Annotated in this window: 22 protein-coding genes and 1 riboswitch; of the genes, 11 read left to right on the top strand and 11 right to left on the bottom strand. The window is 63.2% G+C overall.

Annotation, left to right across the window (positions count from 1 at the left end):
- Nucleotides 1–29 precede the first annotated feature (29 nt).
- The 4 genes from HTY61_RS17520 to HTY61_RS17505 all read left to right on the top strand — a co-directional run bounded on the left by HTY61_RS17520 (nucleotide 30) and on the right by HTY61_RS17505 (nucleotide 3,822).
- Nucleotides 30–1,361, top strand: coding sequence for a GH1 family beta-glucosidase (locus HTY61_RS17520; protein ID WP_175278007.1), 1,332 nt, complete (start codon nucleotides 30–32; stop codon nucleotides 1,359–1,361).
- 151 nt (nucleotides 1,362–1,512) lie between these two features.
- Nucleotides 1,513–1,851, top strand: coding sequence for a ferredoxin FdxA (fdxA, locus tag HTY61_RS17515; RefSeq protein WP_175278006.1), 339 nt, complete (start codon nucleotides 1,513–1,515; stop codon nucleotides 1,849–1,851).
- A 341-nt stretch (nucleotides 1,852–2,192) separates the two neighbouring features.
- Complete coding sequence (locus HTY61_RS17510) at nucleotides 2,193–2,768, top strand: CarD family transcriptional regulator (RefSeq protein WP_175278005.1); 576 nt, start codon at nucleotides 2,193–2,195, stop codon at nucleotides 2,766–2,768.
- Nucleotides 2,769–2,955: 187 nt separating this feature from the next.
- Nucleotides 2,956–3,822 (top strand): RNA polymerase factor sigma-32, encoded by an 867-nt coding sequence (locus HTY61_RS17505; RefSeq protein WP_175278004.1) that lies wholly within the window; start codon nucleotides 2,956–2,958, stop codon nucleotides 3,820–3,822.
- A 3-nt stretch (nucleotides 3,823–3,825) separates the two neighbouring features.
- Here the strand turns inward: HTY61_RS17505 and HTY61_RS17500 are convergent, their stop codons facing one another.
- The 4 genes from HTY61_RS17500 to thiB all read right to left on the bottom strand — a co-directional run bounded on the left by HTY61_RS17500 (nucleotide 3,826) and on the right by thiB (nucleotide 8,919).
- On the bottom strand, nucleotides 3,826–5,301 hold the full coding sequence (locus HTY61_RS17500; protein WP_175278626.1) for a M48 family metalloprotease: 1,476 nt from the start codon (nucleotides 5,299–5,301) through the stop codon (nucleotides 3,826–3,828).
- A 222-nt stretch (nucleotides 5,302–5,523) separates the two neighbouring features.
- Nucleotides 5,524–6,261 carry a thiamine ABC transporter ATP-binding protein gene (locus tag HTY61_RS17495; RefSeq protein WP_175278003.1) on the bottom strand — a complete coding sequence of 246 codons (738 nt, stop codon included), beginning with the start codon at nucleotides 6,259–6,261 and terminating at the stop codon, nucleotides 5,524–5,526.
- The gene (locus HTY61_RS17490) at nucleotides 6,258–7,901 is read right to left on the bottom strand and encodes a thiamine/thiamine pyrophosphate ABC transporter permease ThiP (protein WP_175278625.1); all 1,644 of its coding nucleotides are present in this window, start codon (nucleotides 7,899–7,901) and stop codon (nucleotides 6,258–6,260) included. Before HTY61_RS17490 ends, HTY61_RS17495 begins: the two co-directional genes overlap by 4 nt.
- A 16-nt stretch (nucleotides 7,902–7,917) precedes the next feature.
- Nucleotides 7,918–8,919, bottom strand: a complete 1,002-nt coding sequence (thiB, locus tag HTY61_RS17485) for a thiamine ABC transporter substrate binding subunit (RefSeq protein ID WP_175278002.1) — start codon at nucleotides 8,917–8,919, stop codon at nucleotides 7,918–7,920.
- Nucleotides 8,920–8,968: 49 nt separating this feature from the next.
- Nucleotides 8,969–9,069: riboswitch (TPP riboswitch) on the bottom strand.
- 86 nt (nucleotides 9,070–9,155) lie between these two features.
- Here thiB and HTY61_RS17480 point away from each other — a divergent pair.
- From HTY61_RS17480 to HTY61_RS17470, 3 genes are all read left to right on the top strand, one after another.
- A complete protein-coding gene (locus HTY61_RS17480) occupies nucleotides 9,156–9,809 on the top strand; it encodes a thiamine diphosphokinase (protein WP_175278001.1) in 654 nt (217 codons plus the stop codon).
- 84 nt (nucleotides 9,810–9,893) lie between these two features.
- Nucleotides 9,894–10,151: a YMGG-like glycine zipper-containing protein gene (locus HTY61_RS17475; protein ID WP_175278000.1), complete on the top strand. Its 258-nt coding sequence runs from the start codon at nucleotides 9,894–9,896 to the stop codon at nucleotides 10,149–10,151.
- Between the two features lie 111 nt (nucleotides 10,152–10,262).
- Nucleotides 10,263–12,098 (top strand): ABC-F family ATP-binding cassette domain-containing protein, encoded by a 1,836-nt coding sequence (locus HTY61_RS17470; protein WP_175277999.1) that lies wholly within the window; start codon nucleotides 10,263–10,265, stop codon nucleotides 12,096–12,098.
- Here the strand turns inward: HTY61_RS17470 and HTY61_RS17465 are convergent.
- The 3 genes from HTY61_RS17465 to HTY61_RS17455 form a co-directional block, all read right to left on the bottom strand.
- Nucleotides 12,095–12,424 (bottom strand): hypothetical protein, encoded by a 330-nt coding sequence (locus HTY61_RS17465; RefSeq protein ID WP_175277998.1) that lies wholly within the window; start codon nucleotides 12,422–12,424, stop codon nucleotides 12,095–12,097. The two genes, HTY61_RS17470 and HTY61_RS17465, sit on opposite strands and share 4 nt — an antisense overlap.
- Before the next feature lie 136 nt (nucleotides 12,425–12,560).
- Nucleotides 12,561–13,286: an acetoacetyl-CoA reductase gene (gene phbB / locus HTY61_RS17460; RefSeq protein WP_175277997.1), complete on the bottom strand. Its 726-nt coding sequence runs from the start codon at nucleotides 13,284–13,286 to the stop codon at nucleotides 12,561–12,563.
- A 78-nt stretch (nucleotides 13,287–13,364) separates the two neighbouring features.
- Nucleotides 13,365–14,540 carry an acetyl-CoA C-acetyltransferase gene (locus HTY61_RS17455; RefSeq protein ID WP_175277996.1) on the bottom strand — a complete coding sequence of 392 codons (1,176 nt, stop codon included), beginning with the start codon at nucleotides 14,538–14,540 and terminating at the stop codon, nucleotides 13,365–13,367.
- A 236-nt stretch (nucleotides 14,541–14,776) separates the two neighbouring features.
- Here HTY61_RS17455 and phaR point away from each other — a divergent pair, with 236 nt between their 5' ends.
- The 3 genes from phaR (at nucleotide 14,777) to HTY61_RS17440 (ending at nucleotide 16,307) form a co-directional block, all read left to right on the top strand.
- Nucleotides 14,777–15,379, top strand: a complete 603-nt coding sequence (phaR, locus tag HTY61_RS17450; RefSeq protein ID WP_175277995.1) for a polyhydroxyalkanoate synthesis repressor PhaR — start codon at nucleotides 14,777–14,779, stop codon at nucleotides 15,377–15,379.
- Between the two features lie 148 nt (nucleotides 15,380–15,527).
- Nucleotides 15,528–15,956 carry a GlcG/HbpS family heme-binding protein gene (locus HTY61_RS17445; protein WP_175277994.1) on the top strand — a complete coding sequence of 143 codons (429 nt, stop codon included), beginning with the start codon at nucleotides 15,528–15,530 and terminating at the stop codon, nucleotides 15,954–15,956.
- A gap of 12 nt (nucleotides 15,957–15,968) precedes the next feature.
- Entirely contained in the window at nucleotides 15,969–16,307 is a 339-nt protein-coding gene (locus HTY61_RS17440; protein WP_175277993.1) for a YrdB family protein, read from the top strand.
- A 10-nt stretch (nucleotides 16,308–16,317) separates the two neighbouring features.
- Here HTY61_RS17440 and HTY61_RS17435 read toward each other — a convergent pair whose 3' ends face one another.
- From HTY61_RS17435 to HTY61_RS17420, 4 genes are all read right to left on the bottom strand, one after another.
- Nucleotides 16,318–16,689 (bottom strand): hypothetical protein, encoded by a 372-nt coding sequence (locus HTY61_RS17435; protein ID WP_175278624.1) that lies wholly within the window; start codon nucleotides 16,687–16,689, stop codon nucleotides 16,318–16,320.
- Nucleotides 16,690–16,765: 76 nt separating this feature from the next.
- Nucleotides 16,766–17,485 carry a carbonic anhydrase gene (locus tag HTY61_RS17430; RefSeq protein ID WP_175277992.1) on the bottom strand — a complete coding sequence of 240 codons (720 nt, stop codon included), beginning with the start codon at nucleotides 17,483–17,485 and terminating at the stop codon, nucleotides 16,766–16,768.
- A gap of 49 nt (nucleotides 17,486–17,534) precedes the next feature.
- Nucleotides 17,535–18,419 carry a pyridoxal kinase PdxY gene (pdxY, locus tag HTY61_RS17425; protein WP_175277991.1) on the bottom strand — a complete coding sequence of 295 codons (885 nt, stop codon included), beginning with the start codon at nucleotides 18,417–18,419 and terminating at the stop codon, nucleotides 17,535–17,537.
- Entirely contained in the window at nucleotides 18,416–18,673 is a 258-nt protein-coding gene (locus HTY61_RS17420) for a hypothetical protein (RefSeq protein WP_175277990.1), read from the bottom strand. Before HTY61_RS17420 ends, pdxY begins: the two co-directional genes overlap by 4 nt.
- A 182-nt stretch (nucleotides 18,674–18,855) precedes the next feature.
- On the opposite strand from HTY61_RS17420, the gene HTY61_RS17415 reads away from it, so the two are divergent.
- A complete protein-coding gene (locus tag HTY61_RS17415; protein ID WP_246272848.1) occupies nucleotides 18,856–23,670 on the top strand; it encodes an NAD-glutamate dehydrogenase in 4,815 nt (1,604 codons plus the stop codon).
- Nucleotides 23,671–23,685: the final 15 nt, after the last annotated feature.

The following is a 23,685-nucleotide window of genomic DNA, read 5'->3' as shown; positions in this document are numbered from 1 at the left end:
ATTCAAGGTCGCTTTCCGAGGCAAGGCAGATGAGACTTTCACTGCGACGTTCCGATTTTCCCGAGGGCTTTCTCTTCGGCGTTGCAACTTCCGCATTCCAGATCGAGGGTTCCTCGTTCGGCGGCGCAGGCCCGTCGCACTGGGACACCTTCGCCGCAACACCCGGCAATGTCGCGAACGCGGAAAACGGCGCGGTCGCATGTGACCACTATCACCGCTACCGCGAGGACCTCGACCTGGTCCGCTCGGGTGGATTCGACGCCTATCGCTTTTCCGCCTCCTGGGCGCGTGTCATGCCGGATGGCAGGACCGTGAATGCCGAAGGCCTCGACTTCTACGACCGCCTCGCCGACGCGATATGCGAACGGGGCCTGAAGCCTTACCTCACCCTGTATCATTGGGACCTGCCCGCTGCGCTTGCCGACTGCGGGGGCTGGCGCAACCGCGATGTCGCCTCCTGGTTCGCCGACTATGCGGTAGCGCTGACCGGGTGCATCGGCGACCGAATGGAGGCCGTCGCCACAATCAACGAGCCCTGGTGCGTCGCCTGGCTTTCGCATTTCCTTGGAATCCACGCGCCCGGTCTGCGCGACATCCGCGCAACGGCCCGGGCGATGCACCACGTGCTGCTGGCTCACGCACGAGCCGTCAAGGCCATGCGGGCGGCCGGCCAGCGCAATCTCGGCATCGTGCTCAATTTCGAACACGCCAATCCGGCGAGCGACGCGCCGCAGGACGTGGCCGCGGCAAGGTTGTATGACGGCTTCTACAATCGCTGGTTCGTACAAGCCCTGACGCGGAAGTCCTATCCCGACGACATCCTCCAGGGCTTCGAGGGCCACATGCCCGACGGGTTCGAGAAGGACCTCGACGCCATCGGTCGGCCGCTCGACTGGCTCGGCGTGAACTATTACACGCGCACCAACGTCGCGCACGATCCGGCCAGTCCGTGGCCTTCGCTCACCAATGTCGAGGGGCCGTTGCCGAAAACGGCCATGGGCTGGGAAATATACCCTGACGGCCTTTACGGCTTTCTCAACCGGCTTCATCGCGACTATACGGGCGACACCCCGATCATCGTGACCGAGAACGGCATGGCTCGGGACGACCACCTGCTGGACGGCCGCGTGGAAGACACCGAGCGCGTCGCCTATTTCGACGCACACCTTTCCGCGGTGCGACGCGCCATTGCCGACGGCGCACCGGTAAAGGGTTATTTCGCCTGGTCGTTGCTCGACAACTACGAATGGGCGCTCGGCTACGGAAAGCGCTTCGGCCTCGTCCATGTCGACTACTCCACGCTTGCGCGCACGCCAAAGGCATCCTTCGAGGCTTTCCGCGACGCCTTCGGCGGCGATTAGACGTGGATTCCAGACATGCCGCGATTCGGGCAAATTCCTTTCCCGAGCGCGCGTTTTTGACCACTTGCACCCGGCAGGCAAAGCCGGTACCCATCCGCCCGGACTTACCGGCCGGCCTCGAGCCGGCCGTCATTTACGCTGGAGCATGCCCGTGACCTATCTCGTCACCGACAACTGCATTCGCTGCAAATACACCGACTGCGTGGAAGTCTGCCCGGTAGATTGCTTCTACGAGGGTGAGAACATGCTCGTGATTCACCCTGATGAGTGCATCGATTGCGGCGTCTGCGAACCGGAATGCCCGGCCGACGCCATCCGTCCCGACACAGAGCCCGGACTGGAGAAGTGGTTGCAGATCAACACCGAATATGCCGAAAAATGGCCGAACATCACGGTGAAGAAGGATCCGTTGCCCGAGGCCGAAGAAATGGACGGCAAGGAAAACAAGTACGAACAGTACTTCTCGCCCAATCCGGGCACCGGCGACTGATCATCGGAGCCGGGCGCCTGCATTGCCCGGGCGAATGGCCACCTGCGCCTGGTGAAATTCGCCGCGCTGCATGCGCGAAAGCCCTTTTTTGTGCAACGCATTGAAAAATGCGCATTTTTGTGATAGGAATGCAAGAATGTCATCGCACGTCACGCTTTTGGGCTGTTTGACGCTCCCTCTTTGAAGGAACGCCTCCGCCGCCGGTAGTCATACGGACAGGTCATCTCGACCGGATTCGGGCTCCCGGGCAGCGGCGTTTGCGTATGTGCTGATTGGCGAAATCAGGTTCGGTTCCCACCCCGGAATGGTCCGGCGTGAACCCGACAGGGAGTATGCAAAGTATGGCGACTGCCTCCAAAAAAACGTCACAGCGGCAGGGTTTCAAGACCAGCGAGTTCATCGTCTATCCGGCGCATGGCGTCGGCCAGATTGCGGCGATCGAGGAACAGGAAGTTGCGGGCCAGAAGCTCGAGCTTTTCGTGGTCGAGTTCCAGAAGGACAAGATGCGCCTCAAGGTGCCGGTCGCGAAAGCCGTGTCGATCGGCATGCGCAAGCTGTCCGAACCCGGCTTCGTGGAACGCGCCCTGAAGATCCTGCAGGGTCGCGCCCGCGTCAAGCGCACCATGTGGTCGCGCCGCGCACAGGAATATGATGCCAAGATCAACTCCGGCGATCTGATTTCCATCGCCGAGGTCGTGCGCGACCTTTACCGCGCGGAAAACCAGCCGGAGCAGTCCTATTCCGAGCGCCAGCTCTACGAGGCCGCGCTCGACCGGATGGCACGCGAGATTGCCGCGGTCAACAAGATCTCCGACACCGAGGCGGTCCGCCTTATCGAGACCCATCTGAACAAGGGTCCGAAGCGCGGCGCCAAGGCGGAAAACGACGAATCCGACGCGCAGGAGGAAGCGGCCTGACCGTTTCCGGCAAGCGTCACGAAATTGTGAAACCCGGCCCTTGCGGCCGGGTTTTCTTTTGGATGCAGGCACTTGGTCCCGCGTTCATCCCGCATTGACAGCCCGTCCATCACCTTCGTGATCCGTTCGCCACAATAAGGCGTATCCTGAACGAACCATTCCACCACGATGCGACCGGGAGATCGGCATGGGTTCGGATATTGCAAGGCGCAGCATGGTACGGGCGGCGATGGCCGCACCCTACCTGGAACGTGATGAAGAACGCGACCTCGCCATCCGGTGGAAGGAAAACCATGACCAGGAGGCGCTGCACAAGATTGCCTCGGCGCACATGCGCCTGGTTATTTCCATGGCCTCCCGGTTCCGCAATTTCGGGCTTCCGGTAAACGACCTTATCCAGGAGGGACATGTCGGCCTGCTTGAGGCGGCAGCGCGGTTCGAGCCGGAGCGCGAGGTTCGCTTCTCGACATATGCCACTTGGTGGATTCGAGCCTCTATGCAGGACTACATTCTGCGCAACTGGTCGATTGTGCGCGGCGGCACCTCGTCGGCCCAGAAGGCGCTGTTCTTTAACCTGCGCCGGCTGCGCGCGCGGCTTGCACAATCCGGAAACGTGACTTCCCTGCCGGCCATGTATCGCCAGATATCCGATGCCCTGGGCGTTTCGGAGAAGGACGTCGCGATCATGGATTCGCGGCTTTCCGGGCCGGATACGTCGCTGAGCGCGCCGGTATCCGAGGAAGATGGTGGCACCTCGCGGATGGACTTCCTCGTCGATGACCGACCGCTGCAGGACGAGATCGTCGAAGGGCTGATCGACGACAAGCGACGCAGCACCTGGCTACGCGAAGCGATGGGAATCCTGGACGAACGGGAACATCGCATCATTACAAGGCGTCGCCTGAGCGAGGACGGCGCGACACTCGAAACGCTGGGCAACGAACTCGGGATATCCAAGGAGCGCGTGCGCCAGATCGAGAACCGGGCGCTGGAGAAGCTGCGCAGTGCGCTCGTCAGGGACGACCCCGACATGGCCGCACAGCAACACGTCTGACGGTCAGGATTCCGTAACCACCTTGTAGCTTCTGCCGGGTTCGATCGCCTGGCCCGGCTTCATGCCGTTCAGGATCAGGAACAGTTCGAGCGGACGGCTGACGCCCTGCATGCGCGCTGCCATCGTTCGCGCACTCTCGCCGGGCTGCGCCTTGACGATCCTGATCTTGAGCGGTTTCAGCGCGCGCCGCTCGGATTCTGACAGGTAGCGGAACGAATTTCGCACCGAGGCGGCAAGTGCCTCCAGTCCCGGTGCACCGCGCGGCAACGCGGTCAGGATGCGGTACACCGATTTACCCGCCCTGATGACGGTGATGTCGAAATCCCACTCGTCGGCGGTCGCGCGCGCCGATACCGCCGCCATGCCATTGACGGTAAATGCACGAATCGAGCGCGTGTCCAGTCCTTCCACCCAGCCGGACGCGACATAATCGGAAAGCGACCGCCCGGGCGGAACATCCACGCCGTCGAAGCGGATCGCGGCGCTGTCCGTGTCACGCGCCCCCAGCACAGCCTCCGCCCTATTGTCGATTTCGAAACCGTCCGGGAACTCAAGGGTGATGCCGAGGCCGGGATGCGCATATCTCTGGCCACGCACATAGCCTTCCTCGGCCGAATCGCCGAACAACATGCCGTCTATGCCCGCCAGATACCCCTCGCGGTCGCGCTCGCCCTTGCCGGGCTCCCCGAACTTGCGCGCATGCCCGACGGCAAGCTGGATGCGTTGCGGCGTGGACGGGTGGGTGGAAAGGAAATCGAGGCTCGTGTCGATGTCGCCCGCGGCATTGCGGAAATCCATGTAGGCCGCCATCGTCTCCTGAAACGCGGCCGCCGCGTATGGATCGAAGCCGGCCTCTCCGATCGCCGCGATGCCGATGGCATCGGCCTGAAGTTCCTGGTTGCGCGAGAACTGAGCCAGCCTGAGCTTGCCGCGCACCAGCGCGCGGCGTCCGGCATCCTTGTCCGACAGCACGTCCGAAACGATCCGGCTGGCCAGTTCGACCTCGGCCTCCTTCTGTTGCCGCAATATTCCGTGATTGGCCGTCACATGCGCCATCTCGTGCGCGATCACCGCGGCCAGCTCTGCCGTGTCATTGGCCAGGGCGAGCAACCCGCGCGTGATATATAGATAGCCGCCGGGCAGCGCGAACGCGTTCACGTTCGGTGAATCGAGAATGGTGATCTGGTAGACTTGGCTGGGATTGTCCGAGACCGTAACCAGCTTGCCGACAACGCCGGCGACCATGCGTTCCACCTTCGGATTCGAATATTCTCCTCCGTAGGTTGCGAGGATCTTGGGATGCTGCGCGGCCCCTACGCGGGCGAGCCGCCCCGAACGCACGTTTTCCGCGATGACGGGGCTGGCCGACGGTTTTATCGACTGGTCGCCGACAAGCTGACCGAGATTCTGACACGAGGAAAGCAGGAACGGCATTACCAGCGCGACCGAGATCACCCGGACGCGGCGCACCGGCTGCATCCTGCGGTCATGCACCGCCGCTGCCATCCTCAGGAGCTTCATAATCATTGCGGAAATACTTGTCCGGCGATCCAATCGGTCGGGCCTGCCCCTTTCCTTTCGCTTTCCGCTTACAGGCAATGCCGGACCTCTCACAAGTTCTTTGCGGACCGGCAGGGCGGAATGCGTCGCATTCTTGCATCGAATACCCGCTTTGCAGGCAATTTGGGCGAAACCGCGTCCTCAGCGCGTTTCCGTCGTCCCCAGATAGAAACGAATCGCCTCCGGGGCCGTATCTTCGCCCAACAGTGTCTCCGTTGCACCATCCGCGATGACCTCTCCCCCGGCGAGGAAGACGGTGTGCGGCGCGATTCGTCGCGCGTCCTCGGGAAAATGTGTCACCATCACCGTCGTCATGCCGCGGTCGGCCTGAATGGACGCGACCAGATCCAGCATGTCGGCGCGCAAGGCAGGACCGAGCGAGGCAAAGGCCTCGTCGAGCAGGAGCACCGGCTTGCGCCGCACGACCACGCGTGCCAGCGCGACGCGCTGCCGTTCGCCGCCGGACAATTGCCCCGGCAGGCGCGCGCCGTAACCCGACAGGCCGACCGAGGCCAGCGCGTCCTCCACAATGCCGCGCTCGTCGGGCTTCAGACGCAGCCTCGGCGACAGGCCGAGCGCGACATTGTCGAACACGCTCAGATGCGCGAACAGGTTGTTCTCCTGGAACACCATCGAGACGGGGCGCTCGGCGACCGGCGCGCGTGTCAGGTCCTCGATGCCGAAGCGAATTGCCCCGACCTGCGGCGTCTCGAACCCGGCGATCAGGTTGAGGAGAGTCGACTTGCCGGAGCCGGACGGGCCGACCAGCGCAGTGATCGTTCCGGCCGCGAAGGCACAGTCGAAACGCATCTCTCCGGCATCGGCGGCGTAGCGGAACCGTACGCCCTCGCATGTGATCGCGGCAGATGTCCCGTTCATCGGACGGCACCCTTTCCTGTATCGTTCTTCGCCCCGGCGCGATCCGCGATCATCATCAGTGCCATTGTCATCACGGCAAGGACGAGGGCAAGCCCCGCCGCGTCCTGGGTCCGGTAGGAGCCCATCCGCTGCAGGATCAGATAGGGCAGCGTCTGGACTTCCTGGGACCCGAAAATCGCGATGACTCCGAGATCGCCGAGCGAAAGCGCCAGCGAGAAGGCAAAGGCAAGCATCAGGGCACGGCGCGCGACCGGCCAGGTAACGAGTCGGAAGCGGGCCAGGCCGGACAGGCCGAGCAGCAGGCACAGCCTGTCATAGCGCTCGGCGGCGTCCCGCACAGCGGGCAAAAGCAACCGGATCGCAAAGGGAACGGCCATGGCCGCATTGATCGTCACCACCATCAGCGGTGCGGCCGAGTAGACATCGGCAAACTGTCGTATGGCAACGAACCATCCGGCAGCAATGACCACAGGCGGAACGACGAGTATCAGGCTCGACGCCTGCCCGAATATCCATTCGCTCCGCGAAATGGTGCCGTGAAAACGGCGGCCTGCCGCCGACCGCGTTATGCCTGCCGCAAGCATGAGGGCGAGGATTACCGAGAGTAGCGCCGCGACAGAACCGAGGCCGAGGCTGGTTCCGATGGCGCGTTGCACGCTCGCCTGCCCCGCCAGGTCGGCCAGGTCCGCCGCCAGCCCCCGCCAGACGACAATTGCGAAGGGCGAAGTCACGAAAAGCGCGCCCGCAACGATGACCAGTCCCGCAAGCAGCCGTCCAACAAGCGTTCTCCGCACCGGGAAAGGGCGCAATGCACCGATGCCGAGTCCCGCGGACACCTCGCCGCCGGCGATTGTCAGCATGGTGAAGGCGATCGCGGTGACCAGAACCTGTACGCCGGCGAGCAGGATCGCCCGCGAGACGTCGAAATCGAAGGTCAGCGACTGGTAGATCGCGACCTCCAATGTGGTCGCGCGCGGTCCGCCGCCAAGAGTAAGCACGACGGTAAAGGATGTGACGCACAACATGAAAATGAGAGATGCGGCCGACATGAGCGCCGGCCGCATGAACGGCCAGATCACGAGGCGGAAGCGTGACGTGAAACCCATGCCGAGCTGGTAGGCGAGACGGTCGTACTCGCCCGGCATCGCGGCCAGACCGCCAAGCACGACACGGACGGCAAGCGGCATGTTGAAGAAGACATGGGCTATGAGGATCCCGGAAAGACCGTAAATGGATGGAAGGCCCAAACCCGCCGACTCGGCCATTTGGCTGAACAGCCCGCGCTCGCCGTACAGTCCGACAATCGCAAGGACTGCGACGATCTGCGGTAGCGCCAGTGGCATCGCAAAGACGCGCAGGATCGTGTCGCGTCCCGGAAAGCGCCGAAACTCGTAGAGTGCGGTTGCGACCGGGAGGGCGAAGACGAGTGACAGCGCCGTCGAAAGGCCCGCCTGAAGCAGGGTGAACCGAAGGCTTCGCCAGACGACCGGATCCTGCACCGCGTCCAGAATTTCACCGCCCGTGCTAGGCCGGGCGACGATCGCAAGCGGAAGGAAGGCGCCGACCGCAAGTACGACCAGGAACATGACGGACGCCCATGCAGCCCCGCCCGCTGCGCGTCTTCCTGCCGGCGCCTTCATGATCGGCACGATCGCGTTACTTGCTCATCGCCCGGAGCCACTCGTCGACCCAGGCCTTGCGGTTCTCGGCGACCTCTTCCGGTGTGAACAGGAGGGCACGGGCGGGTTCGACAAGCTTGCCGAATGCCGGATCGAGCGGTTCGCTCGTCGGCGCGACCGGCAGCATCCAGTTTGTCTCGGGAATGATGTCCTGGAATGCCGGACTGATCATGAAGGCAAGGAAGCGCGCCGCGTGCGGATTGTCGGCGCCCTTCTTCGTGATACCGGCGACCTCGACCTGCATGTAATGACCCTCCTCGAAGGTGGCCGCCCGGTAGCGCTCGGTGCCTTCCGCGATCATGTGGTAGGCCGGTGACGTGGTGTAGGACAGCACCATCGGCACCTCACCCGCCGTGAACAGCCCGTAGCTCTCCGACCAGCCGGCCGTGACCGTGAGAACCCTTTCGCTCAGACGCGCATATGCCTCGGGCGCGTTGTCGCCGTAGAGTTTCCTGATCCAGAGCATCAGGCCGAGCCCCGGCGTCGAGGTACGGGGATCCTGGATCGCGATCTTGCCATTGTCGCCGTCGAGAAAGGCTTCCATGCTGCTCGGCGGCTTCGCGATGGCTTCCGTGTCGTAGATCACGGCGAAATAGCCATAGTCGAATGGAACGAAAGTGTCGTCCGACCAGCCGCCCGGAAGGGTCAGGGCTTCCGTCGACACGCCGTGGGGCACGAAGAACCCGCCCGCCTTTGCCTCTGCCGTGAGGTTGGTGTCGAGTCCTAGCACGATGTCGGCATCGGAACGCCCGCCTTCCAGGCGCAACCGGTTGAGCAAGGCCACGCCGTCGGCGACCGATACGAATTCGAGATCGCAGCCGCATTCCGCCTCGAACGCCTTTTCGACCTGCGGCCCGGGGCCCCATTCCGACGTGAAGCTCTCGTAGGTATAGACGGTGAGCTTGTCCTCGGCGGCGGCGACCTGCGGCCAGGCCAGCAGAATGGCTGCGGACAGGATGGAAAGTGTCGGTCTGTGCATCACGCACCTCCTTGGTTGGGACTGGGATCGAGGCGCGTATTCCGTTCAACCGGAGAAAGCGTCTAATCCCTACGCCGGTGCAAACCGGATCAGGTTCGACGGGTTGGCCTGCGCCTCTCAGCCGCGTTCGCGGCACCCCGTTAGAGCAGCGCCCTTGTAGGCCGCGTCCGTTGCGTCTTCAAGGGCAAATGCGCTTGCGGCTTGGCTGTTCGCCGTCACCGGGCTAGTGCTGGGCCATGACGCAAGAACCCGCTACCCGCTTCGCCATCCTTCTCGACGGCGCGCTTGCACCGACGGACCGGCTGCTCCGGCAGATGGAGGGCAGTCGCCTGCTCGCCGCCGATGGCGGCATCCGTCATGCCGAGACGCTGGGCCGGGAGCCGGAGCTGTGGCTCGGCGATTTCGACTCCGCCGGAAGCGCGCTGGACAAGCGCTTCCGCCATGTGCCGCGGGCGCCCTATCCCCGCGACAAGGCCGTGTCGGATGGCCAGATTGCTGTCCGGCACGCGCTGGAGGAGGGTGCGCGGGAGATCATCTTCGTCGGTGCGCTCGGCGGCGACCGCAGCGATCACGCCCTCTTCAACCTTGCGGGTGCGAGCGACCTCGCGCGGGCGCATCCCGAGGTCTCGGTCATGCTGACGAGCGGCCGCGAGGAAGCGGTTCCGCTGCTGCCGGGGCGGCCTCTCCGCCCCGATTGGCCGGCCGGAAGCGTTTTCTCCGTGGTCGGTTTCACGCCGCTCTCCGGCCTGACGGTGAGAAACGCGAAGTGGCCGCTGGAGGCCGTGAACGTTCCCTTCGGATCGACATGGACGCTTTCCAATGTCGCGGGTGAAGGGGTGGAGATTCTGCTGAAGGACGGTTGCGGTATGACCATTTGTCAGCTTCAATGACTTGAAGGGACAGGTGTGCGAATCGTCACATTGCCGCCGATCCGGCGCTGCTAGTGTGACGGCGGGAGAAAAGGAGATCGCCCCATGAAAATCGCAAAAACCATTGCTGCATTTGCGCTTGCCGGCTCGCTTGTGGCCGGCTGCACGACCGCGGAACAGACAGCCGTGGGCGGCGCTGCCGTCGGAGCGGCGGTCGGAGCCGCAACAACCGGAAGAGTTCAGGGCGCACTTGCCGGTGCCGCCATCGGAGGCGCGGCCGGCTATGTGGTCGGCAAGCTCGCGGACGGTCGCTGCCGCTACCGCCGTCCGGACGGTTCGTACTACATCGCGCCCTGCCCGTAAGACGGACATAGCGCATCCTTCAGGGCCGCGAATCGCCGCAAGGCGGTTTGCGGCCCTTGCATTTCGCCTTCGCGCGTTCGATATGCGCCACCAACGCGATACGGTTGGACAATGGCCACATCTCCTCCTTTGCTGCGCGCCGAGAACCTGACGCTTACCTTCGGCGGCAAGCCTCTTTTCGAGAACGTTTCCTTCTCCGTCCATCCGGGCGACCGCATCGCGCTGGTCGGTCGCAACGGTTCGGGCAAGTCGACGCTGCTCAAGATCGCGGCCGGTATCGTCGAGCCGAGCGCCGGCGAGGTGATAACCGAGCGCAACGCCACGTCGCGCTACCTGCCGCAGGATCCCGGCCTGTCAGGGCATGCCACCGTCGGTGACTACGCACGGGCCGATCTCGGACCGCTGGATGACCCCTTCCGGGCCGACTACCTGCTCGGCGAGCTCGGGCTCGAGCCCGGGCGCACGACGGAGGGCCTTTCGGGTGGCGAGGCCCGCCGTGCGGCGCTCGCCCGCACGCTGGCGCCGCAACCCGACATCCTGTTCCTCGACGAGCCGACCAACCATCTCGACCTTCCGGCAATCGAATGGCTTGAAGACGAACTGGCCCGCTCGCGCTCTGCCATCGTGCTCATATCCCACGATCGACGATTCCTGGAGAAATTGTCGCGCCGTACGCTCTGGCTGGACCGCGGGATCCTGCGCGAGAACGGCACCGGTTTCGCCGGGTTCGAGGACTGGCGCGACAAGGTGTTCGAGGAAGAGGAACGCGAGCAGCACAAGATCGGGCGCAAGATCGTCCGCGAGGAGCACTGGGTCACCCACGGCGTCAGCGGGCGCCGCAAGCGCAACATGCGCCGACTGGGCGAACTGTCCGAACTGCGCAAGGCCTTCCGCGAACACCAGAAGCCGGACGGCACCGCACGCCTCGCCGCAGCCGATGCGCGCGAAAGCGGCAAGCTGGTCATCGAGGCGACGAACATCTCCAAGAGCCTGGGCGACAAGCCCCTGGTGCGCGATTTTTCCCTGCGTATCCATCGTGGCGACCGCATCGGCCTCGTCGGGCCCAACGGCGCCGGCAAGACCACGCTCGTCCGGCTGCTTACCGGCGGCATGGAGCCCGACGCGGGCCGGCTGCGCCTTGGCACGAACCTGGACATGGCAGTGCTCGACCAGCGCCGTGACGCTCTCGACCCGGACGAGACACTCGAACACTTTCTCACCGACGGGCGCGGCCAGTCGCTCATCGTCAACGGAGAACAGAAGCACGTCGTCTCCTACATGAAGGACTTCCTGTTCAAGCCGGAGCAGGCGCGGACGCCGGTGCGCGAATTGTCCGGCGGCGAAAAGGCACGGCTTGTCCTCGCACGCACACTTGCGCGCCCGGCCAACCTGCTGGTCCTCGATGAGCCGACCAACGACCTCGACATGGAAACGCTCGACCTTCTGCAGGAACTGATCGCTGGCTTTCCCGGCACGGTATTGCTGGTCAGCCACGACCGCGATTTCCTCGACCGCACCGTCAATGCCGTTATCGCGCCGGACGAGACGCGCCCCGGCCAAGGATACTGGATCGCCTATGCGGGCGGCTATTCCGACATGCTGGCCCAGCGCGGCGAAGCCGCGGCGTCGCGAAAGGCAACGACCAGGCAAACCGAAACAAAGTCCCCGGCACCGCGCGCGGACAAGCCGAGAAACGACCGTGCCCGGCTGTCATACAAGCAGAAATTCGCGCTCGAAACGCTGCCCGGGCGAATCGAGGAAATCGAAACCGAGATTGCCGCACTCGAGGAACGCCTCGCCGATCCCGACCTTTTTGCTCGGGATCCCGCGTTCTTCAACGCCACCGTTGCCGAATTGGAAGGGAAGCGCGCTCAACACGCCGCGCTGGAGGAGGAATGGCTGGAACTGGAGATGCTGCGCGAGGAAATCGAGGGGCGTGACACCTAGCGCGCGTTCGCGCGTTTGCAGCGACGCCATGTTTCCGCGGGCTGTTCGACGCCGTCTACGATGCGCTGGAGATGCAACTCGCCTTCGCTCCACAGAAGCATCCGGATATCGTGCGCTTCCTCCACGCTACCCAGTTGCCCGATATAGCGGAACACGTGCCGGTCATATTCGCCGACGAGATGGTCGCCTGTGGGGGCAAGGACCTTCGGCCCGTTGATCGTGAAACTGCGTCCATCCGAGGCGCACCAGCTCCCGTCTATGGTCTCCGCATTCGCCAACCCGGCCGTAACCGTAAAAACGGAAACAAGGAAAAGATGTCTGGCCATTTTCGCCCCAAGTAGCGCCCCGCAGCGGCAATAGCCAAGCTGACCGCCGGGAAACAACATCCCTGCGGTTGCAAATTGGACACCGTTTCGCCTTCAGGTTTCGTGTCGGCCCCTTGGCGCAGCGGACAAGACGAACTCAGGAGAAATACTGCCCTCCGTTGGCGGAAATCGTCGAGCCGGTGATGAAACCGGCGTCGTCGCTGGCCAGGAACACCGCGCAGCGCGCAATCTCCTCCGGCTCCCCGAGCCGGCCAACCGGAATCTGAGGCAGCACGCGCGTCTTCAGCACGTCCTCGTCGATGGCACGCACCATCTCCGTTCCGATATAGCCGGGGCAGATGGCGTTGACCGTGATGCCAGCACGCGCGCCCTCCTGCGCGAGCGCACGGGTGAAGCCGATATCGCCCGCCTTGGCGGCGGAATAGTTGACCTGGCCGGCCTGGCCCTTCTGGCCGTTGATCGAGGAAATGTTGATGACCCGGCCGAACTTGCGCTCCCGCATGCCGGGCCAGACCGGATGGGTCATGTTGAACACGCCGGAAAGATTGGTGCTTATGACCTGATCCCAGTTTTCCCTGGTCATCCTGTGGAACATTGCGTCGCGGGTAATGCCCGCATTGTTGACCAGTATCTCGACCGGTCCGAGATCGGCCTCAACCCGTGATATGCCATCGACACAGGCGTCGTAATCGGCGACGGACCACTTGTAGACCGGAATCCCTGCCTCTTCCCTGAACCTGGCGGCCGCCTCGTCATTGCCGGCGTAATTTGCGGCCACCGCGTAGCCAGCTTCCTTCAGGGCCGTCGAGATCGCTGCCCCGATACCGCGCGTTCCCCCGGTGACAAGTGCGACTCTACCCATGGAAGCTCCTCCGGCATTTAAGTTCTCAGCCGGGAACAGAGGCTCCCGACCAAGAACAATTTCTATACATTGGCAATTCTACATGCGTTCAACACACATGGCGACTCCCATACCACCGCCGATGCAAAGTGTGGCGAGCCCCTTGCTGGCACCGCGACGCTTCATCTCGAAAAGAAGCGTATTGAGAATGCGGCCGCCGGACGCGCCAATCGGATGGCCGATGGCGATGGCACCGCCGTTGACGTTCACGATCTCCGGGTTCCAGCCGAGGTCCTTGTTTACCGCGCAGGCCTGCGCGGCGAAGGCCTCGTTCGCCTCGACCAGATCGAGGTCGTCAACCGACCAGCCGGCCTTCTCCAGAGCCTTGCGTGATGCCGGGATCGGCCCGGTTCCCATGATTGCGGGATCGACGCCTGCCGTCGCCCAGGACACGATCCGGGCCAACGGGACGATTCCGCGGCGGGCCGCCTCTTCCTCGGTCATGAGGACGGCCGCCGCCGCGCCGTCATTGATGCCGGACGCATTGGCCGCCGTCACGGTGCCTTCCTTGTCGAATACGGGGCGTAGTTTGGACACGCCCTCCATCGTCACGCCATGCTTGATGTACTCGTCATCCTCCACGACGGTATCACCCTTGCGCCCCTTGACCGTGAACGGAACGATCTCGTCCTTGAACTTGCCGGCCTTCTGAGCGGCCTCAGCCTTGTTCTGGGACGCCACCGCAAACCGATCCTGCTCGTCGCGCGACAGCTGCCACTTGCGCGCAACATTCTCCGCCGTATTGCCCATGTGGTAGCCGTGGAAGGCATCCATCAGGCCGTCCTTCAGCATGGTGTCTACCATCTTCAGGTCGCCCATTTTCACCCCGCCGCGCAGATGCGCGCAATGCGGTGCCATGGACATAGATTCCTGGCCACCGGCGACGATGATGGAGGCATCACCGGTGAGTATCTGCTGCATGCCGATGGCGACGGTTCTGAGCCCGGATCCGCACAACTGGTTGAGGTTCCAAGCCGTGGTTTCCTGCGGGCAACCGGCGGCCATCGCCGCCTGCCGGGCGGGATTTTGCCCCTGCCCTGCGGCCAGGACCTGGCCCATGACCACCTCGTCGACCTCCTTCGGATCGACGCCCGCACGCTCCAGCGCGGCCCTGATGGCGGCGGCACCCAGCTCGTGGGCCGGCACATTCGCGAATGCGCCGTTGAACGAGCCGACCGGCGTGCGTGCGGCGCTAGCGATAACGACAGATGTCATGAAAGCCTCCTGGTTGGATCGCGGCAGTTTGGCCGCCGCATTACTTGGATTGTAGCGTCTGACGAACAACGCGCAATGCATGCCCCAAACCGCTGCACTGCACAAGACGCGATCCCCGAGGAGGGACGCGGCTGACTGCAGCGCAACAAAACGCTTTGATAAGAGACTACTTTGTCACTAGTATTTCCCCATAAAGCGAATGCCGGGAAACGGCGTGTACTGACGGGAGAGACGAAATGGCAGCAAGCGACGAACCCACCGTCATCAAGAAATACGCCAACCGGCGCCTCTACAATACCGGCACGAGTACTTACGTGACGCTGGAGGATCTCGCCACGATGGTGAAGGACGGCGAGGAATTCGTGGTGCAGGATGCCAAGAGCGGCGAGGACCTGACCCATGCCGTGCTTACCCAGATAATCTTCGAGCAGGAGGGCAAGACCGGCCAGGCGATGCTGCCGATCTCCGTTCTCCGCCAGCTGATTTCCTTCTATGGCGATCAGATGCAGATGGTCCTGCCGAGTTACCTCGAGCATTCCATGACATTGTTCACGCGCGAACAGGAACGCATTCGCGAGCAGATGACATCGATGGTCGGCAAGTCCCCGCTCGACATCATGGCGTCGGGCCAGAAGCTGATCGAGGAGCAGACGCGCCGCAACATGGAAATGTTCCAGAACGCGATGCAGATGTTCTCACCCTTCAATGCCGCCCAGGAGGAAGGCGCGAAAACCGGCACGGCCGAATCCGAGAAGAAGGCGGCTCCATCCGACGAGCTCAAGGCAATGCGCGAACAGATCGCCGCCATGCAGCGCAAACTCGATTCCCTGGAAAAATAGCCGGTGAAGACTGCCGGCCGGCACGTCGACGGGAGCAGCGCCCGGAATTTGCGCCACTCGCGGAAAAAGTGTTTCCACATTCCGTGAAAGCGGTTCGTGCTAGGAGCTGACTTCACCAATGGCAACAAAGACGCATGCGGGACCAAAAATGTCGACTCTCACACTCGCCAAGGCAAACGAGATCATAGAGGCAACCCTCGCCAAGGGCATCGAACTGGAACTGAAGCCGCTTTCGGTTGCCGTGCTCGACTCCGGTGGACACCTTGTTGCCTTCCAGCGATCCGACGGTTCTTCCTTCATGCGCTACGAGATCGCGGCAGGGAAGGCATATGGCTGTCTCGCTCTCGGCGTCGGCGGTCGCTGGCTGAACGCCCAGGCGCAGAGCCGGCCCCATTTCCTGGAAAACCTGTCGGCGGTTTCCGGCGGCAGGATCGTGGCGGTACCGGGCGGCGTTCTGGTGAAGCAGGACGGCAGGATCATCGGCGCAGTCGGCGTGACCGGAGACACCTCGGACAATGACGAGGCCTGCGCGCTTCACGGGATAGAGGCGGCGGGTTTCGAGGCCGACGCAGGCTAGATACGCATTGCCATGACGTTGGCGGCAATAAACGGCATACTCGCACTTGCATTGGAATGCGCGGCGATCGCCATAGTCGCGACGGGCGCATACCGGACAATGGATCAGCCGGTCGTGCGCTGGATCGCACCGATTGTTGCGGTTGCCGTCTTGGCAGGGTTGTGGGGCTATCTTGCCGCGCCGAATTCTGCAGTTCGGTTGTCCGGGCTTTCCCTTGTCGCCTTCAAGACAAGCGTGTTCGCGCTTGCCACCGCAGTGCTCTGGCGGCTTGCCGGCCCTTCATGGGCGCTTGGCTACGGAATTGTTGCCGCGATGCAACTGGCATTGGCGGCGTCCACGGGACGGCTGTAGCAAGGCCGCGTCAGTTGAAGGACACGTCCCGACCGGCGGACCGGATGGACACCGAGAAACCAGCCATCAGGTCAATCAGCGCCATCACCATCAGCAGGAAGAAGACCGGTGTCGCCGCCGCGGCCACGACGAGAAACTCGACCAGAAAGGCAACGAACACGAAGGTCGACAGGACGTGATCGATCACGGAGGCATTGGAGGTCCGCGTGGACCTCAATATCTCGAAGAACATGAAAACAAGGCCGAGGGCGACCAGCCCGTCGCCGAGGTTCATGGTCCACACGCCGCCGGAAATCATCGTCACGGCCAAGAGCTGCGCCGCGAACGGATCGCCGGCCATGCCCGCGATCATGATATTGTAGAGGATGAACGGAACGATCATCAAAGGTATGTGAAGCACCGGAACGTCCCTTTCCTGGCATGCTGCCGATCACGTTTCATTTCGGATAGCCCGGCAGTCACTTCTGCACGGACATGCCGTGTGTCTCGATGGCCGGCACGAACCCTTCGGCCTCTTCGTCATAGATCCAGAGCATGCCTTCTGAAATATCGAACCAGGCGCCATGAAGCGTCAGCCGCCCGTCTGCTTCGCGTTCGCTGATATACGGAAACGTGCGCAAGTTCGCGAGCGAGTTTCGCACCGACATGCATTCCACTGCCGTCTGGCGCGGATCGTGGCCGGAACAGACATGCGCGTCTTCCGGATGATCGACATGGACATGGCGCACCGGGTCGTACCCCTCGCCGCCGGCCACCCGTTCGATCGCCGGGTCGAGGAGGCTGATCCAGTGGCCGATGGCATCGCCATCGTCGAGCGACTGGCGCCGATCATCCAGTGCGGCCGCAACGCCGCCGCAGCGCCCGTGGCCCATCACCACGACGTGCCTTACGCCGAGACTGACAACAGCGAACTCGATTGACGCCACCGAGGACCGGTAGCGCCCCTCCGCATTGTAGGGCGGCACGAGATTGGCGACGTTGCGCAATACGAAAATCTCGCCCGGTCCCGAATCGAAGACAATCTCCGGTGCGGCGCGCGAATCGCAGCACGCGATGACCATCGCTTCCGGACGCTGGCCGCTGGCCGCCAGCTCGCGATAGCGTTCGGACCGTTTGCGATAGGTCGAGTGCAGGAAGCCCTGATAGCCGTCGAGCAGCTTTTGCGGAAATCTCGTCATGGATGTCGCAGTAACGCTGTAATCCCTCGCGTGCAAGGTGCGGCGGCCATCAGGCCGGGCGCGGCGGCACGGCCCGCGAAAGCTGGCGCATCTGTACCATCGCCGTCGGCCGCCGAAGGCTGGCCTGGTCCACCTCCGGCATCAGTTCGTCCGCCCCGCGCTTGCAGGCACGGGCCACGAGTTCGAAGACCGACGCGGTTGCCATGTGCAATGCCTCCTGCGGCGTGCCGCCGTTCAGCAAATGCGCCATGAACAGCGCCGCGGTCAGATCGCCGGTACCGTTCGGCGGATTGTCGATCCGACGATGTTCGGCCAGCGTTGCCCGGCCATCCCCAATGAGCAGGTTGCCGGTTCCGCCCGCAAGCAGCGGATGCGCACTGGTGACGACGACATGCCGCGCGCCAAGCCCGGCGGCCGCCTTGCCGATCGCCTCGTTGCTTTCCGCCCCCGTACCTGTCAGCCAGCCGAACTCGAACAGGTTTGGCGTAACGATATCGGCAGAAGCGAAAAGCCTGTCGCGGATTGCTTTCGCCACCGGCTCCGGAACGTAGAGCCCGCCACTGTCGCCGATGACGGGATCGCAGACATGGATCGCGTCCGGATTGGCCCTTCGGACGGCGGAGACGAATTCGGCAATCGGTTCCGCCTGTTCCGCGGCGCCCAGATATCCGGTCAGCACCGCGCCAATCTCTGCGAGATGCGGCGATGTTGCGAGAGCGGCCATGAAATCGGAAAACTCCGCCGCACCGGGCACGATGCGCGGGGCCGGCCCGTGTCCGGGATGCCAGGGCAGCGTTACTGTCGGCACCGCCCAGACGGGGAAGCCGAGTGCCTCAAGTGCAAAGACCGCTGCCCGGTTTCCGACCGTGCCGCGGGCGACATGGCTCGATATCACGACCGCGGCGGGTCGATTGATCGTTGGACGTCGGGTCATCGTGCCAGATAGGTGATCAGCCATGCCGCGAGCATGACGAAGGCGATTGCCGAGAGTGCGCGCCCCGTGCGCCGACCCCAGACCTCGATGCGATCGTCGGCATCGGCGTCATCGGCAGCCATGTGGGCCCGTGCGCGCTCGGCCGTGCGGGCAAGCGTCGAATGGCCGACAACCTCGGAATCGGTGGCGACGCGCTCAAGCGTCCGACGCGCTTCCGCTTCGCGTGCCGTATCGTCGGGATGTTTCTCGGCCATGCGCCAGCTGCCGCATATCGTTTCGGAGTCGTACGGACACTACCGTGCCCCACACCGCGCTGCAACATCGTCGACAGTGCGAAACCTGCCTCCGGAGAAGAAATGTGCTGCAACGCGAATCGCCTTTGTTATGGTAACGCTATGAAGCCGCGAAAGAGGCAGGCATCAGGCGGGAGAGGACATTGGCAAAAAAGGTAGGCGCGCCGATCAGGAAATACATTTCCTCCGTCATTTCGCATCTGGAGGATCCCGATGACCGCATGAAGGAGCTGGTGCGCGCGCTGCTCTCCGAGTCGCACGAAGACGACCTAGCGGAACTCGACCCTTCCTGCACGGCACGTGCCATAGAAAGAACCGCGGATGCCCTGGGCAACCATGCCCGCGGCGCATCTGTGGTACGCGTCGCGCCGGCCTGCGCGCCGAATTGTTGCGTCGTGTCCGTCATCAACGAGAACATGCCGTTCCTGTTCGACTCGGTCATGGGCGAAATCAACGACCTGTCGCACCACGTCCGACTGGTCGTGCATCCGATTCTCAACGTGCGTCACCACGGACCGGATTTCGAGCTCGTGGACAAGCCGGATGCGGGCGTCGCTGACGAAGGCACGATCCGCACCAGTGTCATCCATGTCATGCTCGAAGACCTCACCGACGAGACTGCGCGCAGACTGGAGGAGAGCCTCAACGGGATCATCGGACAGGTAAAGGCTGCGGTGCGCGACTGGCGTACCATGCTCGGTCGCCTCGACGAGGTGATGAACGAGCTGCAGACCAGGGTTCTGCCGGTAACCCCGGCTGACGTCAACGAGGCGCTCGCCTTCCTGGAATGGCTGCGCGACGACAACTTCACGTTTCTTGGCATCCGTGAGTATAACTACACAGGCGGAGAGCAGCGCGGCCAGCTCGTGCGCGCCGACAGACCGGGGCTCGGCATCCTGTCCGATCCGAATATACGCGTGATGCGACGGGGCGACGAGCCGGTGACGACGACTCCGCAGATCCGAGCCTTCCTGAATTCCAAGGACATCCTGATCGTTGCCAAGGCGAACATCAAGTCAAAGGTCCACCGCCGATCCTACATGGATTACATCGGCATCAAGAAATACGATGAGAAGGGCAACCTGAGTGGCGAGCTGCGCATTGTCGGCCTGTTCACCTCGACCGCCTACACTCGATCGGTAACGCGCATACCCTATCTGCGTTCGAAGGCCGAGGCGGTCATCCGCAGGTCCGAATTCGATCCGGACAGCCATTCCGGCAAGGCGCTGATGAACGTGCTGGAATCCTATCCGCGCGACGAGTTGTTCCAGATCGACGTGCCGCTGCTTACGAAGAATGCGCTCGCCATCGTGCAGCTTGCCGAGCGACCACGTGTGCGCGTGCTGAGCCGCATCGACCCGTTCGACAGGTTCGTCTCGGTAATCGTCTTTGTGCCGCGCGATCGCTACGATTCGGAAGTCCGCGAGCGCATCGGCAAATATCTGGCCGACCAGTACAAGGGCCACATCTCGGCCTACTATCCGGCCTTCCCGGAAGGCTCGCTGGCGCGCGTGCATTTCATAATTGGCCGTCGCGAAGGCAAGACGCCGCAGCCAAGGCAGTCCAGGCTGGAAGCCGATATCGAAGCGATAACGCGGACCTGGGAGGACCACTTCCTCGAGGAACTGATGGCCGATGGCATCAGCCCCGCGGCGCGGGCCCTGCGCAATACCGGTTTTCCGGAAAACTACCGTGACACGGTGCTACCCGCCCAGGCAGTGCAGGATCTGCAGCGCATCGCCAGGCTTTCTGCGGATAATCGCATCGATGTCGATTTCTTCCGCCCGGCTGGAAAGTCACACAACGAGGCCGGCCTGCGCATTTATCACTACGGTTCGCCGGTCGCCCTGTCGGAACGGGTGCCGATCCTGGAAAATATGGGATTCCGGGTCATCAGCGAACTCACCTACGCCATCGACGTGTCTGACAAGCTTGGCAATATCGTCTGGCTGCACGAGATGCAGCTCCAGAGCCAGTCCGGCAGGCCGGTGCCGATGGACGGGGACGCTTTCATTTTCGAAGACGCATTCATGTCGGTCTGGAACGGTGCGAGCGACAACGATCCCTACAACGGACTCGTGCTTGCGGCAGGGCTGACTTGCCGGCAGGTCACGGTGCTGCGAGCCTATGGGCGCTACCTGCGCCAGGCAGGCATTCCCTACAGCCAGGCTTACATGGCCGACGCACTGATCCGCCATCCGTTGCTTGCCCGCCAGCTTTACGAATTGTTCGAGACCCTGTTCGACCCCGCTCGGCGCACGGACCTGAAGAAGGAGGATCCGGAGGTCACTGCGAAGCATATCCGCGCAGCCATATCCGATCAGCTGGCCGAGGTGCCTTCCATCGACGACGACCGCATCCTGCGATCGATGCTGACGGTGATCAACGCCACCCTGCGCACGAATTACTTCAATCCCGATCCGGCCGGCGGCCCGCGAACTTCCCTTGCCTTCAAGCTTGATCCGCGCGCGATTCCCGACCTGCCCGATCCCAAACCATACCGCGAGATCTTCGTGTTCGGGCCGGAAGTGGAAGGCGTGCACCTGCGCTTCGGACCGGTCGCCCGCGGCGGCCTTCGTTGGTCCGACCGAGCGCAGGATTATCGTACCGAGGTGCTCGGCTTGGTCAAGGCGCAGCAGGTCAAGAATGCCGTTATCGTGCCGGTCGGAGCCAAGGGCGGTTTCTACCCGAAACGCCTACCGGCCGGCGGCAGCCGCGACGAGATATTCGCCGCCGGACGCGCAGCCTATGTCACCTTCATATCCTCCCTGCTGTCGATCACCGACAACCTCGATGGTGACAAGGTCGTTCCCCCCCCTGCAACGGTGCGGCTCGACGGCGACGATCCATATTTCGTGGTTGCCGCCGACAAGGGGACGGCGACCTTCTCCGACACGGCCAACGCCATCTCGCAGGAAATGGGATTCTGGCTCGACGACGCCTTCGCCTCCGGCGGTTCTGCCGGCTACGACCACAAGAAGATGGGCATAACGGCACGCGGCGCCTGGGAAGCCGTAAAGCGTCACTTCCGCGAGATGGACAAGGATATCCAGTCCGAGCCCTTCACGGTCGTCGGCGTTGGCGACATGTCGGGCGATGTCTTCGGCAACGGCATGTTGCTGTCGGAGAAGATCCGACTGGTTGCGGCCTTCGACCACCGCGACATCTTCATAGATCCGGACCCGGATCCGGCGACGAGCTTTGCGGAACGCAAGCGCCTGTTCGATCTCGGCCGCTCCAGCTGGCAGGACTATGATACGAAAAAGCTGTCGAAGGGTGGCGGCATTTACTCGCGCACGCAGAAGACCATCACGCTATCGAAGCAAGCCGCGGATGCCATTGGCCTCGACAAGACCAAGGCGACGCCCAACGAGATCATGTCGGCCATTCTCAGAGCCAAGGTTGAATTGTTGTGGTTCGGCGGGATTGGTACCTATGTCCGCGCGTCCGACGAGACGGATATCGAGGTCGGCGACAAGGCCAACGACGCCATCCGCATCACGGCAAGGGAGGTCGGTGCCAGGGTTGTCGGCGAAGGAGCCAATCTCGGCATGACACAGCGCGCCCGCATCGAGTACGGACTGCATGGCGGGCGATGCAATTCCGACGCGATCGACAATTCCGCGGGCGTCAATTCCTCCGACGTCGAGGTCAATATCAAGATCGCGCTGAAGCCGGCCATGGACGACGGCTCCCTGCCGCGCCCGAAGCGCAACAAGCTGCTGGCCGACATGACGGAAACCGTGGCCGCGTTGGTTCTCGAGAACAATTATCGCCAGTCCCTGGCGATTTCGCTGGCCGAGCGGCGAGGCCTGTCGATCCTGTCGTTGCAACAGCGCCTGATGGAATATCTGGAACAGCGTGGCTCCCTCGACCGGGCGGTCGAGTTCCTGCCCGACGCCGAGGCCATCGCGGAGCGCCGCAAGACCGGCAAGGGACTGACCCGCGCCGAGATCGGCGTGCTACTGGCTTATTCCAAGAATGTGCTGTTCAACGACATTGTCAAAAGCGAACTTCCGGACGACCCGCACCTCGAGTCGGACCTCATGGCCTATTTTCCGCCACGCATGGTCAAGGATTTCGCGGACCGGATCAGGTCTCACCGGCTGCGCCGCGAAATCATTGCAACACAACTTGCGAACGAGGCGATCAATCGAGGCGGAATTGCACTGATAAGCCGCTTTGAAGATGCCACCGGCATGCTGCCGAGCGGTATCGTTCGCGCCCATGTCGCCGTCCGCGACGGATACGGGATTCCGGACCTCTATGCCGCCGTCGACGCGCTCGACAACAAGGTCGCGGGCAGGAGGCAGCTCGACATCTACGAGGACCTGGGCAACTCGCTCCGCCAGGCGACGTCCCATTTCATCAAGTACGGCGACAGCCACTCGCCGCTTGGCGAAGCCGTCGCGGCGCTGCGCGACGCCGCCGGGGAGCTGGAGCCGAAGCTGCCCTCCGTCATGCCGGACTATCTCGGCGCCTGGGTGAAGGGGCGGCGCGACGCGTTCCGGGAGGACGGACTGGCGGAGAAGGTGGCGAACAGGATCGCGTTGCTGCCCATAGTGGCGATGACGCCGGAAATTCTCAGCGTGTCAAAATCGTCCGGGCGCCCCGTCCTCGAGGCCGCGGAAGCGCTGTTCGCGGTGACCGAGATGTTCCGGATCGGCCGTCTCGAGCGCCTGGCCTACGATCTTTCCACCGACGACTACTTCGACGGACTGGCGCAGAACAGGGCGCTCGACAACATCTACTCGGCGCGTCTCTCCATCACCAATGCAGCGCTCGCATCGGCGAAGAAGAACCGGCCTGCGCGCGACGCGGTGGCCGACTGGCTGGAGCAGAACAAGCTTCGCATCGGCCGCGTGCAGGATCGCATCGCCGACCTGACCAAGTCGGGCGGACTGACGGTTTCCCGCCTGACAGTGGCGGCCGGCCTGCTTGCCGATCTTGTTTCCTAGGGACGGGAGGCCCGG

It is taken from the genome of Oricola thermophila (genome assembly GCF_013358405.1).
In the GTDB taxonomy this organism is placed as follows: domain Bacteria; phylum Pseudomonadota; class Alphaproteobacteria; order Rhizobiales; family Rhizobiaceae; genus Oricola; species Oricola thermophila.
The sequence above is the reverse complement of the archived record's forward strand: the minus strand, read 5'-3'. Positions and strand labels throughout refer to the sequence as shown.

Coding starts and splice junctions, on each gene's coding strand:
- HTY61_RS17520 (WP_175278007.1), top strand. CDS start 30: ATGAGACTTTCACTGCGACGTTCCGATTTTCCCGAGGGCTTTCTCTTC.
- HTY61_RS17510 (WP_175278005.1), top strand. CDS start 2,193: ATGGCGACTGCCTCCAAAAAAACGTCACAGCGGCAGGGTTTCAAGACC.
- HTY61_RS17505 (WP_175278004.1), top strand. CDS start 2,956: ATGGGTTCGGATATTGCAAGGCGCAGCATGGTACGGGCGGCGATGGCC.
- HTY61_RS17500 (WP_175278626.1), bottom strand. CDS start 5,301: ATGCAGCCGGTGCGCCGCGTCCGGGTGATCTCGGTCGCGCTGGTAATG.
- HTY61_RS17495 (WP_175278003.1), bottom strand. CDS start 6,261: ATGAACGGGACATCTGCCGCGATCACATGCGAGGGCGTACGGTTCCGC.
- HTY61_RS17490 (WP_175278625.1), bottom strand. CDS start 7,901: ATGAAGGCGCCGGCAGGAAGACGCGCAGCGGGCGGGGCTGCATGGGCG.
- thiB (WP_175278002.1), bottom strand. CDS start 8,919: ATGCACAGACCGACACTTTCCATCCTGTCCGCAGCCATTCTGCTGGCC.
- HTY61_RS17480 (WP_175278001.1), top strand. CDS start 9,156: ATGACGCAAGAACCCGCTACCCGCTTCGCCATCCTTCTCGACGGCGCG.
- HTY61_RS17475 (WP_175278000.1), top strand. CDS start 9,894: ATGAAAATCGCAAAAACCATTGCTGCATTTGCGCTTGCCGGCTCGCTT.
- HTY61_RS17470 (WP_175277999.1), top strand. CDS start 10,263: ATGGCCACATCTCCTCCTTTGCTGCGCGCCGAGAACCTGACGCTTACC.
- HTY61_RS17465 (WP_175277998.1), bottom strand. CDS start 12,424: ATGGCCAGACATCTTTTCCTTGTTTCCGTTTTTACGGTTACGGCCGGG.
- phbB (WP_175277997.1), bottom strand. CDS start 13,286: ATGGGTAGAGTCGCACTTGTCACCGGGGGAACGCGCGGTATCGGGGCA.
- HTY61_RS17455 (WP_175277996.1), bottom strand. CDS start 14,540: ATGACATCTGTCGTTATCGCTAGCGCCGCACGCACGCCGGTCGGCTCG.
- phaR (WP_175277995.1), top strand. CDS start 14,777: ATGGCAGCAAGCGACGAACCCACCGTCATCAAGAAATACGCCAACCGG.
- HTY61_RS17445 (WP_175277994.1), top strand. CDS start 15,528: ATGTCGACTCTCACACTCGCCAAGGCAAACGAGATCATAGAGGCAACC.
- HTY61_RS17440 (WP_175277993.1), top strand. CDS start 15,969: ATGACGTTGGCGGCAATAAACGGCATACTCGCACTTGCATTGGAATGC.
- HTY61_RS17435 (WP_175278624.1), bottom strand. CDS start 16,689: ATGATCGTTCCGTTCATCCTCTACAATATCATGATCGCGGGCATGGCC.
- HTY61_RS17430 (WP_175277992.1), bottom strand. CDS start 17,485: ATGACGAGATTTCCGCAAAAGCTGCTCGACGGCTATCAGGGCTTCCTG.
- pdxY (WP_175277991.1), bottom strand. CDS start 18,419: ATGACCCGACGTCCAACGATCAATCGACCCGCCGCGGTCGTGATATCG.
- HTY61_RS17420 (WP_175277990.1), bottom strand. CDS start 18,673: ATGGCCGAGAAACATCCCGACGATACGGCACGCGAAGCGGAAGCGCGT.